Genomic DNA, 13,743 nt, shown 5'->3' on the forward strand with positions numbered 1-13,743 from the left:
CCGGAAGAACGCGGGACCGGGGCCGGTCCGGGGTCGGTGCGGGGGGATCTGTCAGCGTTCCGGCAGGTCGGAGGGGATGTCCGCCTGCCAGGCGGTGAAGAGCGGTACCTCGCCGTCGGCCGGCAGCACGACGATGCCGAACGGACGGTCGAAGGCGAGGTGCAGGAGCCGCCGCGGCGGCGCGATCGCCCCCGCGGCCCGCGCCGCGACCACCGTCACCGCCACGGCCTCCACCCCCTCCTCGGCGACCTTCAGCACGGCCTCCTGGACCACGGCGGAGAGGGCGAGCGGCTCGGGCGAGAGTCCGGAGAAGTCGGCCGCGTCGGAGGTGGCCAGCCGGATGCCGAGGGCGGGCAGCTGTCCGGTGACGGCGATGCGCGTACGCAGGGTGAGGCGCGGCAGCGCGATACTCACCCGGTCCGCCTCGGGCCGGGCACCGGCCGCCCGGTCCGCCCATCCGGCGGGCAGCACATCGCGGGCGCCCGCGCCCGGCTCCCCCAGCACGAACCTGACCCGGGCCCCGCCGCCCGCCCCTCCGGCGCAGCGCAACTCGACGACGTACGCACCGTCCACCGCCCGGACATCGGCGAGCGGTACGTCCCGGGCCATGGTCGCCACCGGGCGGGTCGTCCCGGACGCGTCGGTGAACGGCAGGTCGCGGGTCCGCCGGGCATCGAACGGCCTCTCCCAGCGGGCCTTCAGCGCCAGGACGTTGACGAGGGCGAGCAGGGTCTCGTCCGTGATCTCCAGGGGCAGCCGTTCGATCAGCCCGCCGGTGGCCTCACACACCCAGGCGTCGACGGCCGCCGCGTCCATCGCGTCGAAGCGGACGTCCGGCAGCGCATCCCGGTACGCGCGCTCCACCGGCACCCGGCTCCACACCCGGGTCGCCACCCCCAGCGCACCGGTCAGCGCCAGCTCGCGGGCCGCCGCCGTCACGACGGGCGCCGCCTCCCGGTCCGCCGTACCGAGCAGCGCCCGCAGCTCCCGGGCGGTCCCGCCGCGCGCCCCAGCGGCCACGGCGGCGAGCGCCAGCCACAGCCCGGCGGGCGAGCAGACGAAGCTGCCGCCGTCCGCACGCTCTCCGGTGGCCAGGGCGTCGCGTATCCAGCGGTCGGCCAGGTGCTGGACGGCCCGGGCCCTGGTCGTGGTGTCGGTGACGGGTCCGTTCATCGCTGCCCCCTGGGGATAAATCACGTCGTCCTTCGGCCGTGGGAGAGCAAGAATGCCGCACATGACCTGGACCGTGACCGCCGAGCGATTCGACTCCCCCGACGCCACCGCGCTGCGCCGCGACTACTACGACGAGGTGGCGAGCCGCTACTGGCAGCGGCCCGCCACCGAAGCGGAGATAGCCGAGGGGCTCGCCGACGACGGCGCGGATCTGCTGGCGCCGCCGACCGGTCAGTTCGTCGTCGGCCGCCACGAGGGCAAGGCCGCGAGCTGCGCCGGGCTGGTGCTGACGGAGGAGGCCGCACCGGGTTCGGCGGAGCTGACGCGGGTGTACGTCCGCCCGGCGGTCCGGTCCACGGGCGGCGGCGGGGTGCTGCTGGCCGCGATCGAGGAGGAGGCGCGGGCGCTCGGGGTGCGGCTGCTCCGGCTGGACACCCGTCTCGACCTGGTCGAGGCGCGCGGCCTGTACGCGAAGCACGGTTACGCGGAGGTTCCGGCCTTCCACCGGCGCAACCCGTATGCGGAGGTCTGGTTCGCGAAGGAGCTGTGACTCCCGGGGCGCGGCCTGCCCGTGCGCGGCCCGCCGAAGGGCGGCCCAGGTCGGTCAGGGCCGGGGGTCCGGGCCGTCCGGGTGGTCACGGCCGTCCGGGTGGTCCCTGTGCCCTAGGTGGTCCGGGTGGTCGATGTCGTGGTGCCGGTCCGCCGCGTGGTCGCGGGGCTGCGCCGGCAGGTGCGGGCGTTCCCTGCTGGACCCGCTGACCTCCGCGGTCAGCTCGGCGACCAGCTTGACCAGGTCGGTGGGGCGCTCGGGCCCCCACCAGTCCCCCAGCAGCTCGGCGAGGGACTCCTCCCGGGCCTGGGAGAGCCGGACGACGGCCTCGGCCCCCGCTTCGGTGAGGATCATCTGGACCCCCTCTCGGCGGACCAGCCCGCGCCCCTCCACCTGCCGGGCCGCCTCGGTGATCACCCGGAGCGGTACGGGGGCCACCTCGGCGAGCCGGGCGGGCTCCACCGTGCCGTGCCGCTTGATCCGCAGCAGCAGCCAACTGGCGGCGGGCAGCAGGTCGTACCCGGCGCGCGCGGTGATCTTCTCGTAGATCTCGCGGCGGCCCTCCCGGGTGGCGAGCACCGAGAGCGCGCGGGCGCACTCGTCGTACGAGGAGCGCTCCACCGGGTTCGAGGCGAGCGTCTGGCTGGTGTCGGGGGCGGTCACCGAGCCGCGGAGCTTGTCCTCCCGGAGGAACCAGGCCAGCACGAAGGCGATGAGGACGACGGGTGCCGCGTACAGGAAGACGTCCGTGATGGACGTGGAGTACGCCTCCAGGATCGTGGGGCGCAGGTCGGCCGGGAGCGTCTGGATGGCCCGGGGGTCGGCCGCCAGCCGTTCGGCGTCGGCGCCCGGCGGCACGGACCGGCCCGCGAGGGCGCGGTCGAGCTGGCCGGTGAGCCGGTTGGTGAAGAGGGTGCCGAAGATGGCCACGCCGAACGAGGCCCCGATGGAGCGGAAGAACGTCGCGCCGGAGGTGGCGACGCCGAGGTCCTGGTAGGAGACGGCGTTCTGCACGACGAGGACGAGCACCTGCATGACCAGGCCCAGCCCGGCGCCGAAGACGAAGAAGCAGAGGCTCATGTCCCAGGTCGAGCTGTCCGGGGTGAGGCGGTGCAGGAGCAGCAGGCCGGCGGCGGTGAGGGCGGTGCCCGCGAGCGGGAAGACCTTCCAGCGGCCGGTGCGGCTGACGATCTGGCCGGAGGCCGTCGAGGTGAGCAGCAGGCCGAGGACCATCGGCAGCATGTGCACACCGGACATGGTCGGCGTGATCCCGTGGACCACCTGGAGGAAGGTGGGCAGGTAGGTCATCGCGCCGAACATCGCGAAACCGATGACGAAGCTGATGACGGCGACGAGGCTGAAGGTCCTGATCCGGAAGAGCTTCAGCGGCAGCACCGGTTCCGCCGCCCGACGCTCCACGGCGACGAACGCGATCAGCAGCACCACGGCGAGCACGGCCAGCACGATGATCTGGGCCGATGCCCAGGCCCAGGTGGTGCCGCCGAGGGACGCCACGAGGATCAGGCAGGTGGCGACGGAGGCGATGAGGAAGGTGCCGAGGTAGTCGATGGTGTGCTTCTCACGGCGGACCGGGATGTGCAGCACGGCCGCGATGACGAGCAGCGCGACCACGCCGATCGGCAGGTTGACGTAGAAGACCCAGCGCCAGCTGAGGTGCTGGGTGAAGAACCCGCCGAGCAGCGGTCCGAGCACGCTCGTCGCGCCGAAGACGGCACCGAAGAGACCCTGGTACTTGCCGCGTTCGCGGGGGGTGACGAGGTCTCCGACGATCGCCATCGAGAGCACCATGAGCCCGCCGCCGCCGAGCCCCTGGAGAGCGCGGAAGCCGATGAGCTGGGGCATGTTCTGGGCCATGCCGCAGAGGGCGGAGCCGATCAGGAAGATGACGATCGCGGTCTGGAAGAGCTTCTTGCGGCCGTACTGGTCGCCGAGCTTTCCCCAGAGCGGTGTCGCCGCCGTCGCCGCCAGCAGATAGGCGGTGACCACCCAGGAGAGGTGGTCCAGGCCGCCGAGCTCGCTGACGATCGTGGGCAGCGCCGTGGAGACGATGGTCTGATCGAGTGCCGCGAGCAGCATGCCGAGGAGCAGTGCGCCGATCGCCACCAGGACGGTCCGGCGGGACTGCCCCTCGCCGGGGACCATGGGCGGGCTCAACTGCTGGGCCATGGGCGTCTCCTCGATCCGCGCTGATCCACTACACCCCCATCCTGGCCGTTCCGCCCTGTTATGGCCTGTCGGGCACCGGTGGGGCATTGGGCTTCGCCGGAGCGGGCTGCATAATCGCAGGCAGTTCAAGGGGAGGGGACCCACGATGACCGGACACGCATGCCCGGAGTGCGGCAGACGGACGGCAGGCGAGCCCGGCACGGAGCACCGGGTGCCCTGCCGGTGCGGTACGGACACGGGCGCGACGCCGCTCACGGGGGACGAGCTGCGCGCCGCCCGCTCGGCGGAGATGGCGGCGGCGGAGGACTTCGACCCGCTGCGGATCAGGCCGTACGTGACGCTGGGGGACGGCGCCGCGCCTGGGGGCGGGGATGCCGGTGCCGGTGCCGGTGGGCCCGTGCAGGAATCCGTGGACGACGCGGCCACCACGATGCCGCTGCCTCTGGACGGCGGGGTGGGGCCGGGCGCGGATTCCCGTCCGGGCATGGGCACGGGGGATGGCTCCCGTGCGAGCGCTGATTCCCGTACGAGCGTCGGCCCGGGAGCTGACTTCCGTACGGGCGCGGGTACGGCCCCGCCGTCCGCCCCCGGCGCTCCCCCGGCCGCCGACGAGAGCAGGCGGCGCACCACGGCCCCCGGCACGGGCCTCGGCGCCCCCGACCCCGTGCAGCCGCGCCGCAGGCGCCCCCTAGCGGTCCTGGCCGTGGGGGCGGCCGTGGCGGCGGCGGTCGGCACGGCGGCCTTCGCCGGAGGGCTCTTCGACCGGGACGGGAGCCAGGACGAGGCATTGCCGGAGGCGACCACGAGCGCCCCGGACACGGCGGACGAACCGGCGGCGGCCTCCGTCGCCCCGTCCCCCTCCCCCTCGGCCGCTCCGTCCCGTGAGGCGTCGGCCTCGCCCACCCCCTCCGCATCCGCCTCCCCGTCCGCCTCCGCCTCCCCTTCGGAGAGCGCCGAGCCGAGCCCGGCCGCCTCCGCCCCGGCGACGCCGGCCCCCGGCACCCCGTCCGCGTCGGCGACCGGCGGCGAGGTGCTGCCGTCCGCCGCGCCGCCGGCGGAGCTGGCCCCTTCCTCGCTGCGGCGCGGCGACCAGGGCCCGCAGGTGACCGTGTTGCAGAACCGGCTCAAGGAGGTGTGGCTCTACCACGGCGACACGGACGGGAACTTCAACGACCGCGTGGAGAACGCCGTGCGGATCTACCAGTCGTACAAGGCGATCCAGGGCGACCCGGCCGGTGTGTACGGGCCGAACACCCGGCGCGCGCTGGAGGCGGAGACGACCGGGCAGGGGCGCGGCTGACCGGCCGTACGAGCCCCGGGGCGGGGGCGGACCTGCGGGATTGGCTTTCCGCCCCAGGTTTTTGTATGTTCGTGGAACAAAGTAGCTCCCGCCCGCACTCCCTGACCGGCGGGCGGGGCTGCTCTTGTACCGCACCACCACCCCCGCGCCCTGGAGCCAGCCGATGTCGGCCACCGTCCTCACCGCAAGCGCCCTCCTTCTGGACATGGACGGCACCCTCGTGAACTCCGACGCGGTGGTGGAGCGCTGCTGGCGCCGGTGGGCCCTGAAGCACGGACTGGATCCCGAGGCCGCCCTCAAGGTGGTCCACGGCCGCCAGGGGTACGCCACGATGGCCGTCCTGCTGCCGGACCGCCCGGTCGAGGAGAACTACGCGGACAACCGCGTGATGCTCGCCGAGGAGACCGCCGACGTCGACGGCGTGGTTCCGATCGGTGGCGCCGCCGCCTTCATGGCCGCGATCGCCGACCTCCCGCACGCCCTGGTGACCTCGGCCGACAGCGCGCTGGCGACGGCCCGGATGGGGGCGGCCGCGCTGCCGATGCCCGCCGTCCGCGTCACCGCCGAACAGGTCGGCGCCAGCAAGCCGGACCCCGAGGGCTTCCTCAAGGGCGCGGCGGAGCTGGGCTTCGGGGCGGCGGACTGCATCGTGTTCGAGGACTCCGAGGCGGGTGTCGCGGCGGGCCGGGCGGCCGGGATGCGCGTGGTGGGCGTCGGCCCGCGCGCGGCGGCATTGTCGCCGGACGCGCATGTCGAGGATCTGACACGGGTGCGGGTGGAGGCGGCCGGCGACGGCACGATCCGCCTGCACATCAGCGCGGCCTGAGCCCCTCGGGCACCCGGCTCACCCCTGGTGCGGCCACCCCCGCGCGACCAGCTCCAGCACCACCGCGACGGCCACCACCCGCGCCGCCGCCAACGCCACCAGGACGAAGAGCCGCACGGCGCCCGCCTCCACCGGTGAGGCGCCGTCCAGCAGCATCCCCACGAACGCCCCCGGCGACGTGACGAGCCCCACCGTCCGCGTCCGGTCCAGCCCCGGCAGCAGCGCGTCCGACGCGGCGGGCCGCACGCTCTCCGGCCGCGCGTCCCGGTCGAGCAGCCCGAGCGCCGCATACGCCTCCACCTCCCCGTAACGGGTCGTGAGTCCGTCCGGCGCGCGCCGCCCACCGAGCACGGTCGCGGTGAGCGCCCCGCCGATGAGGATGGCCGCCACCGGGATGAGTGCCGCCCCCGGACCGGCACGAGCCCCGTCACCGGCAGCAGCCCGATCACCGGGAAGGCCCCCGCCGCGATCGGCAACGCCGCCCACCACCAGGCGCGGTCGGGGGTGACGCGGCACCCCGCAGTCCACGCCGCCACGGCGAACACCAGCACCAGGAACCCCAGCAGCGGCCCGAGCCGCTGGGCCACCCGGCCGATGAGCAGGGAGACGGCGGCGAGTTGGGCCGTGGCCCGCACCCCGGCCACCAGGATCTCGCGCGAGCGGCCCAGGCGGCCACGGCGGCGGCGAGGGCCATCAGGACGACGAGGACGGCCCCGAGGGCGGGCGCGACCGGAAGCGGCACGAGGCGACGACGGATCCGCCCGCCGCCCCTCCGGCCGGCACTGCGCCACACCGCAAACCCCCGTCCCGCTCCCTGTGCGCGCAACTCCCTTCACACAGCGGGCGGTCGGTTCACTCCCACACGCCCCGTCACACCTCTTGATGTGACGTGAACATGTCGTCACCCTGTTACCTGGTGCCCACCCCCCAGAAACCTGGCGCCGACACGCTGGCCGGGCTCCACATGCCGCCCGCCCAAGCACCCCCCACCCCAAGGGAGTTCGCATGTTCGGTATCTACGCGCGTCGCTCGGCCGTCGCCGCCGCGACCGCCACCCTCGCCGCCACCTCGGTCCTGCTCACCGCCCCGACCGCCCAGGCCGCCCTCCCCACCCCGGTCAGCGCGGCGACGGCCCGCACCTACCTCGGTCAGCTCACCGTCGCCGCCGAGGGCTCGTCCAGCGGCTACAGCCGCGACAAGTTCCCGCACTGGATCACCCAGTCGGGCACCTGCAACACCCGCGAGGTGGTCCTCAAGCGCGACGGCACCAACGTCCAGCAGGACGCCGCCTGTGCGGCGGTCAGCGGCAGTTGGTACTCGCAGTACGACGGCGCCACCTGGAGCGCCGCATCCGACGTCGACATCGACCACATGGTCCCGCTCGCCGAGGCCTGGCGCTCCGGTGCGAGCAGTTGGACCAACGCCCAGCGCCAGTCCTTCGCCAACGACCTGACCCGCCCTCAGCTCATCGCGGTCACCGACAACGTCAACCAGTCCAAGGGCGACAAGGACCCGGCCAAGTGGCTGCCCCCGCGCGCGGCGTACAAGTGCACCTATGTCCGCGCCTGGGTGCACGTGAAGCACTACTACGGCCTGAGCGTGGACTCGGCCGAGAAGAGCGCCCTGCAGACAGCCCTGAACGGCTGCTGAGAATCGCCCATCGGCCCCGGACCCGCACCCGAACCCCGTGCACCCACGCCCGTCGTTCTGTACGTTCGGAGCCCATCCGTGACCGAGGCGCGAGGAGGGCACGACATGGCCGGACTGCGTCTGGGTCCACTGCTGCGGTACGTCGACTGGGAGTCGGGGGCCGTGGCGACCGTCTGGGTCGAGGCGAGCCGTCCGTGCACCGTGGAGGTCCGGTGCGCGGACGGCGCCTCGGGGACGTCCCCGACCTTCTCGGTGGGCGGGCACCACTACGCGCTGGTGGTCGTGGAGGGGCTGACGCCCGGCACCACGACCGCGTACGAGGTGGTGATCGGGGAGCGGCGCGTGTGGCCGCCCGAGGACTCCCGCCTGCCGCCGAGCACCATCACCACGCCCCCGGTGGGGGCAGCCGCGGCGGAGGGGCCCGGGGTCCGGATCTCGTTCGGCTCGTGCCGCTGGGCCGCCGCCCCCGGCGACGGGCACGATCCGGCGGGCCCGGACGCGCTGGTCACCCTGGCCGCCCGTCTCGCCGCCGACCCGGCCGCCGAACGCCCCGATGTCCTCCTCCTGCTCGGCGACCAGGTGTACGCGGACGAGACATCGGCGGCGACGCGGCGGAGGCTGGCGACGCGGCGCGATCTGCGGGAGCCGCCGGGCGCGGAGGTCGCGGACTACGAGGAGTACACCTGCCTGTACGACGAATCGTGGCGCGACCCCGAGGTGCGCTGGCTGCTCTCCACCGTGCCCAGCTGTGCGATCTTCGACGACCACGACGTCATCGACGACTGGAACACCAGTGCCGCCTGGCAGGAGCAGATGCGCGCCACTCCTTGGTGGAACGAGCGGATCGTCAGCGGGCTGATGTCGTACTGGGTCTACCAGCACCTGGGCAACCTCTCCCCCGCCGAGCTGGCGGAGGATTCCGTGTACGCCGCCGTGCGGGCCTCCCCCGACGGCACCGAGACGCTGCGCCGGTTCGCCGCGGAGGCCGATGCGGATCCGGCCCGGACCCGCTGGAGCTATCAGCGCGTTTTCGGCCGAGTACAACTGCTCATGGTGGACACCCGGGCGGCCCGTGTCCTGGCCGAGGGGCGGCGGGCGATGCTGGACGACGGCGAGGCCCGCTGGCTCCGGGAGAAGGTGCTGGAGAACCCCTCCGCGTACGACCATCTTCTGATCGGCAGCTCGTTGCCGTGGCTGCTGCCGCCGCTCATCCACGATGTGGAGACCTGGAACGCGGGTCTGTGCGCGGGAGTTCGCGGCGGGCGCTGGGCGCGCTTCGGCGAGAAGGTGCGCCGGGCGGCCGATCTGGAGCACTGGGCCGCGTTCCCCGAATCCTTCGGCCGGTTCACGGAGCTGCTCCGCCGCGCCGGGAGCGGGCCGGACGCCCCGGCGACGGTATATGTGCTGTCCGGGGACGTGCACCACGCCTACCTCGCCGAGCCGCACTGGCCCGACGCCACCCCCGACGGCGCCCCGGCGGCCCGCATCCTCCAGCTGACGTGTTCCCCTGTGCACAACTCGGTGCCCCGGTCGATCCGGATGGGATTCCGTTTCGGCTGGAGCCGGGCGGGCCGGCGCATCGGCCGGCTGCTGACCCGCCACGGGCGTACGGAACCCTCGCCCGTCACCTGGAGCAGGGCGGGCGGCCCCTGGTTCGGCAACCAGCTCATGACGCTGACCCTGCGTGGCCGGAACTCTGCGCTGACATTGGTCCAGGCCAAGTCGACAGGCGGCAGCAACCAGCTAGTGAGCGTTCTTGAGCGTTCACTCACCCAGGAGCCGTGATCGGTTTTCAGCCAGGCGGCAAAATGTTGAACTTGCAAGTAATGGTGAGGTTTCCCTAACCTGAGGCGCTCAGTCGGTTCACGTCCCCACCCAGACCGAAGGAGCCCACCCCCATGTCCAGTCGCCTGAACGGGGCCCAGCCCTATGCGCTCGGCCTCTTCCGCTTCGTCATCGGCCTGATCTTCGCCATCCACGGCGCCTCCACCATCTTCGGCCTGTTCGGCGGCCGCGAGGCCGAGGCCGGAGCCTGGCCGGGCTGGTACGCCGCCCTGATCCAGCTGGTCTGCGGCACCCTGGTCGCCCTCGGCCTCGGCACCCGAATCGCCGCGCTCCTCGCCTCCGGGTCGATGGCCTACGCGTACTTCGTGGTCCACCAGCCCGAGGCGCTCACCCCGGTCGGCAACGGCGGCGAGGCGTCGGCCCTCTTCTGCTGGGCGTTCCTGCTGCTGGTCTTCACCGGCCCGGGCGCCGTGGCCCTGGACCGGTTCTTCGGGTCGCGCACCGAGCGCACCCCCGCCGAGCAGTCCCGCCGCGAGCCGGCCACCGCCGTCTCGGTCTGACACCCGGCACACCCCGGACGACACGGTGCCCCGCTCCCCGCGCGACGGACGCGAAGGGGCGGGGCACCGCCGTGCTCCCTTACCTCGTTACGGAAGTACGGCCAGGACGCACCTCGGTACGGGACCACGGCCACGGACTACCTCGGTACGGGCATACAGTCACGGCCTACCTCGGTACAGGCATACGGCCAGGAAGTACCTCGGTACAGACCTACGGCTAGGGCGCGAACGGCACCGTGAAGCAGGCCACCCGCTTCCCCGCGCCGCCCTGGGCGTCGTGGACGATCACCGAGCGGGCACCGCCGTCCCGGAACCCCCACTCGTGCCGGGCCTCCGCCTCGCCGTTGCCCTTGCCGTCGGTGCGGAAGTCCAGCCACACCTCGTTGTCCGGGTCCGCGGTGGCCGAGGTCCGGTGCTGGTAGTGCGGCCCCGCCGACGCGGGGTCGGCCGCACAGGGCGAGGTGTGCACATGCATCCCGTACGCACGGTTCGGGACGAGGCCGCGCAGCCGGGTGCCTACGCGGTGGCTGGTCCGGTCGGCGTTGTGCGTGATCTCGATCCGCGCGGCCGCCGGCACGAGGGCGGTGTCGTACGTCAGCGCGTCGGACGGCACGAAGGAGCCGGGCGGCGAGAACACCCCGTCGGCCCGCATCCAGAGCCCGCCGCTCCGCGAGGCGCCGCCGACCGGGCCCGCCTCTTCTGCACCGCTCGCCGCTCCGGCGCCGGTGCTGTGGGCCGCGTGGCCTCCGCCGTCCGGAGCGGGCGCGCCGTCCGAGCCCGCCGCCCCATGGGCGATCGAGACACCGCCGGTGAGCATCACCAGGGCCGCGGCCCCCACCAGCACCCTCCTCCGTACGGTCCCGGGCGCCCGGGACGCACCGTCCGCCCCGGCCACCTCTGCCGCCGCTGCCGTCTCCGTGTCCGGGCCCACCTGTGCTGCTGCCATGCGCTGCCGCTCCTCGCTCGTGCCGGTCGTTGCGGCCTGCCTAACGCCCGTACCGCCCGCGAGGTGTACACGATCCGCACAACATCACCCGACCCTGAGCGATCTGTGCGGAGCCCTCACGCGTACGCTGTACAGCTGAACCTGCCGCCCATGCCGCTCCCCTGCGACGTCGCGGCGTTGACACGATCGGGGAGTCGACGGGTGCTTGAGAGTGTGGCCGCACTGACCAGCAGCCCATGGATCTATGTGGTGGTCGCCGTCTCGGTGCTGCTGGACGTCTTCCTCCCCCTGCTGCCCAGTGGTGTCCTCGTGATCACCGCCGCAACCGCGGCCGCCGCCGGCTCCACCGGCGTCAACGGCGCCGGGAACGCGTCCGGTGAAGTGCCCTCCCTCGTCGTCCTCATCCTCTGTGCGGCCACCGCCTCGGTGCTCGGTGACCTCGTCGCGTACCGCCTGGCCTGGCGCGGTGGCGACCGGCTGGACCGGGCGATCGCGCGCTCACGCCGTCTCACCAAGGCGCAGGAACGTCTCGGCGCGGCGCTGAGCCGGGGCGGCGGGGCGCTCGTGGTCATCGCCCGGTTCGCGCCCGCCGGCCGCTCGGTGGTCTCCCTCGGGGCGGGCGCCGCCCACCGCAGGGTGCGGGACTTCCTGCCGTGGTCGGCGCTGGCGGGCCTGGCCTGGGCGGGCTACAGCGTGGGGCTCGGCTACTTCGGGGGCCGGTGGCTCGGGTCGACCTGGTTCGGGACGGCCGTCTCGGTGCTGGCCCTGTTCATGGCGGGCGCGCTGGCCGCGTTCGTCGTGAAGCGCCCGGCCGCCGTGCGGGATGCGGCGACGGCGGAGGCGCTCCAGGGCTCCTCCGCACCGGCGGCCGTGCCCGCCCAGGACGCCAAGTCCCGGAGCACCCGCCACGATTCCGCCCAGGACGCTGTTTCCGGCACCGCGTCCGGCACCGTCTCCAGCCAGCCGAACGGCCCCGCGCCGGTCACATCACCGGCGCCGGTCTCCCCCTGAGCCGTTCCCGGCTGTCCGTCCTCCGGTCCGCTCCCCGGTCCGTCCTCCCCGCCGGCTCAGCTCCCGGCGTTGCTCCGGGCGGCCACGCCCCGTATCTCCAGGCCGTCCAGCAGCTTCATCGTGGCCTCGGTGATCTCGTCGACGGCACGGTCGAACACCTCCCTGTTGTGCGCGGCGGGCGCGCGGAAGCCGGACACCTTGCGTACGTACTGAAGGGCTGCGGCCCGCATGTCCTCCTCGGTGGCCTCTTCGGGGAGGGCGGGCGGTCGAAGGGTCTTGATGCTGCGGCACATGTCTCCAGTGTGGACCGCACCACTGACAACGGCCCGGCGTCGCCCCGCACCGTCCCGCGACCGGTGCCCCCTCCCCGGCCCGTCAGTCGACCCGCTCGATGACGGGGATCTCGTACGTCCCGTCGAGGACGGCGGCCCCCGGTGTGTACAGCCGCAGCATGGGCCGGAACTCTCCGGCGGGCGCGGGGAGCCAGTTCGCCGCCCGGGCGGGGTCGGCGGGCCGGCCGTGGGAGAGGTACAGGGTGAGCGAGCCGTCGTCCGCGTGGAGGAGACCGGGCGTACGGTCCCCGATCGAGTACCGCCCGGCCGGGTTCTCGATGAGGTGGTAGTCCGGGATGCCGTACATCGTCACCGACCAGAACGCCCCGACGGGCGGCGGCTCCGGGAAGCGCAGGACATAGGAGTGCGCCCCGTCCAGCTGCCGCCCTTCGCTGTCCTGGAAGGTCTGGGCGTACACCGCCTCGTACCCATGGTTCCCCCACAGCCCGACCCGGGCCGCCACCGCGCGGGCCAGGTAGGAGGCCTCCCGGTCGGGGGTCCGCCACTGCGGCGAGTCGATGGTGCCGACACCGAAGTGGTCCAGGTTGTAGTCGAACGCGTGCGGGTCCATGGTCCAGCTCCCGGGCTGCCCGCCTCCGCCGCCCGCCCCGGCGCGGCTGACCCCCTCGACCCGGGCCCGCCCCCGCTCCAGACCCTTGGCCAGCGCGTCGACGAGGGCCGGGCCGGCGGTGGCGTACGGCGAGGGTCCCTCCTCCAGCAGCCCGAGCGGCTGGAACCGGTCCTGGTAAGCCCGGTCGGCCGCGGACGGCGGGAAGTCGGCCGTCCACACCCGCAGCTCCTCGAAGAACCGCAGCTCCTCCGGTACGCCGGGCTCGGGCGCGGGCAGTCCGGTGCGGTGGGGCCTGCCGTCGAGGGGGGTGAGGGTGAGCCGCTCCTGGAGCGCCCGGACACGCGGCAGGTCGTCGGGGCCGTCACAGGCGTAACGTCCCGCCACGGTCACGACGGAGGTGGGCGCGTCGATGACCCCGCGTACGCCGTCGGGGACGCCGCCCGCCCAGCCGGGCGGCACGATCAGCCACTCGCCCTCGCCGGTACCGGTGGCGCGTCGGCCGACGTACGCGAAGTTGTTCGTCCAGGCATCGATGAACTGGAGCACGTAGTACGCGCCGCCGGTGTCGGGGACATGAAGGCGCAGCGGCCCGCCGGACAGATCGAGCTGGGCCACGGAGTAGGCGGTGTCGTTGTTGACGGAGACGAATTCCGTACGGTGGTCGGCGAGGTGCTCGGAGTGGGCGAACCGGTTGAAGGGTGCGGCCGGCATCCCTCCGAACCCTCTATGGAGCGAGGTTGCGACCATGGAGAGGTCGTAGACCAGGGGGTATCCGTAGATGTACGCCTCGGCGGCGAGATCCACGAGATCGGTCCCCGGGCTGTCGGTCCCCGTCCCGGGGCTGTCGGCCAC

Annotated in this window: 12 protein-coding genes and 1 pseudogene; 7 read left to right on the plus strand and 6 right to left on the minus strand. The window is 73.6% G+C overall.

All coding sequences use genetic code 11. The features are described from left to right. Positions 1–51: 51 nt before the first annotated feature. A complete protein-coding gene (locus D6270_RS08760; RefSeq protein WP_109165928.1) occupies positions 52–1,173 on the minus strand; it encodes a serpin family protein in 1,122 nt (373 codons plus the stop codon). Positions 1,174–1,234: 61 nt separating this feature from the next. On the opposite strand from D6270_RS08760, the gene D6270_RS08765 reads away from it, so the two are divergent. After that, on the plus strand, positions 1,235–1,723 hold the full coding sequence (locus tag D6270_RS08765) for a GNAT family N-acetyltransferase (protein WP_109167537.1): 489 nt from the start codon (positions 1,235–1,237) through the stop codon (positions 1,721–1,723). 54 nt (positions 1,724–1,777) lie between these two features. Here the strand turns inward: D6270_RS08765 and D6270_RS08770 are convergent, their stop codons facing one another. After that, entirely contained in the window at positions 1,778–3,910 is a 2,133-nt protein-coding gene (locus D6270_RS08770) for an MDR family MFS transporter (protein ID WP_225976797.1), read from the minus strand. Between the two features lie 145 nt (positions 3,911–4,055). On the opposite strand from D6270_RS08770, the gene D6270_RS08775 reads away from it, so the two are divergent. Beyond that, entirely contained in the window at positions 4,056–5,210 is a 1,155-nt protein-coding gene (locus D6270_RS08775) for a peptidoglycan-binding domain-containing protein (protein ID WP_109165927.1), read from the plus strand. A 163-nt stretch (positions 5,211–5,373) separates the two neighbouring features. After that, a complete protein-coding gene (locus D6270_RS08780) occupies positions 5,374–6,036 on the plus strand; it encodes an HAD-IA family hydrolase (RefSeq protein WP_109165926.1) in 663 nt (220 codons plus the stop codon). A gap of 18 nt (positions 6,037–6,054) precedes the next feature. Here the strand turns inward: D6270_RS08780 and D6270_RS08785 are convergent. Then, positions 6,055–6,778 (minus strand): annotated as a pseudogene (locus D6270_RS08785) (ABC transporter permease). Between the two features lie 263 nt (positions 6,779–7,041). On the opposite strand from D6270_RS08785, the gene D6270_RS08790 reads away from it, so the two are divergent. The 3 genes from D6270_RS08790 (at position 7,042) to D6270_RS08800 (ending at position 10,031) form a co-directional block, all read left to right on the plus strand. Further along, the gene (locus tag D6270_RS08790; RefSeq protein WP_109165925.1) at positions 7,042–7,686 is read left to right on the plus strand and encodes an HNH endonuclease family protein; all 645 of its coding nucleotides are present in this window, start codon (positions 7,042–7,044) and stop codon (positions 7,684–7,686) included. A gap of 105 nt (positions 7,687–7,791) precedes the next feature. Continuing rightward, entirely contained in the window at positions 7,792–9,471 is a 1,680-nt protein-coding gene (locus tag D6270_RS08795; protein WP_109165924.1) for an alkaline phosphatase D family protein, read from the plus strand. Between the two features lie 113 nt (positions 9,472–9,584). Further along, positions 9,585–10,031, plus strand: a complete 447-nt coding sequence (locus D6270_RS08800; protein ID WP_109165923.1) for a DoxX family protein — start codon at positions 9,585–9,587, stop codon at positions 10,029–10,031. A gap of 217 nt (positions 10,032–10,248) precedes the next feature. On the opposite strand, the gene D6270_RS08805 is transcribed toward D6270_RS08800, so the two are convergent. Then, positions 10,249–10,977, minus strand: coding sequence for a superoxide dismutase family protein (locus D6270_RS08805; RefSeq protein ID WP_391039269.1), 729 nt, complete (start codon positions 10,975–10,977; stop codon positions 10,249–10,251). Positions 10,978–11,178: 201 nt separating this feature from the next. Here D6270_RS08805 and D6270_RS08810 point away from each other — a divergent pair, with 201 nt between their 5' ends. Continuing rightward, entirely contained in the window at positions 11,179–11,988 is an 810-nt protein-coding gene (locus D6270_RS08810; RefSeq protein ID WP_109165921.1) for a VTT domain-containing protein, read from the plus strand. A 56-nt stretch (positions 11,989–12,044) separates the two neighbouring features. Here D6270_RS08810 and D6270_RS08815 read toward each other — a convergent pair whose 3' ends face one another. Together D6270_RS08815 and D6270_RS08820 are read right to left on the minus strand one after the other, a co-directional pair. Continuing rightward, positions 12,045–12,281, minus strand: coding sequence for a DUF2277 domain-containing protein (locus D6270_RS08815; protein ID WP_109165920.1), 237 nt, complete (start codon positions 12,279–12,281; stop codon positions 12,045–12,047). 82 nt (positions 12,282–12,363) lie between these two features. Further along, positions 12,364–13,743: a DUF1254 domain-containing protein gene (locus D6270_RS08820; protein ID WP_204117140.1), complete on the minus strand. Its 1,380-nt coding sequence runs from the start codon at positions 13,741–13,743 to the stop codon at positions 12,364–12,366.

Source organism: Streptomyces griseus subsp. griseus, from assembly GCF_003610995.1.
In the GTDB taxonomy this organism is placed as follows: Bacteria; Actinomycetota; Actinomycetes; order Streptomycetales; family Streptomycetaceae; genus Streptomyces.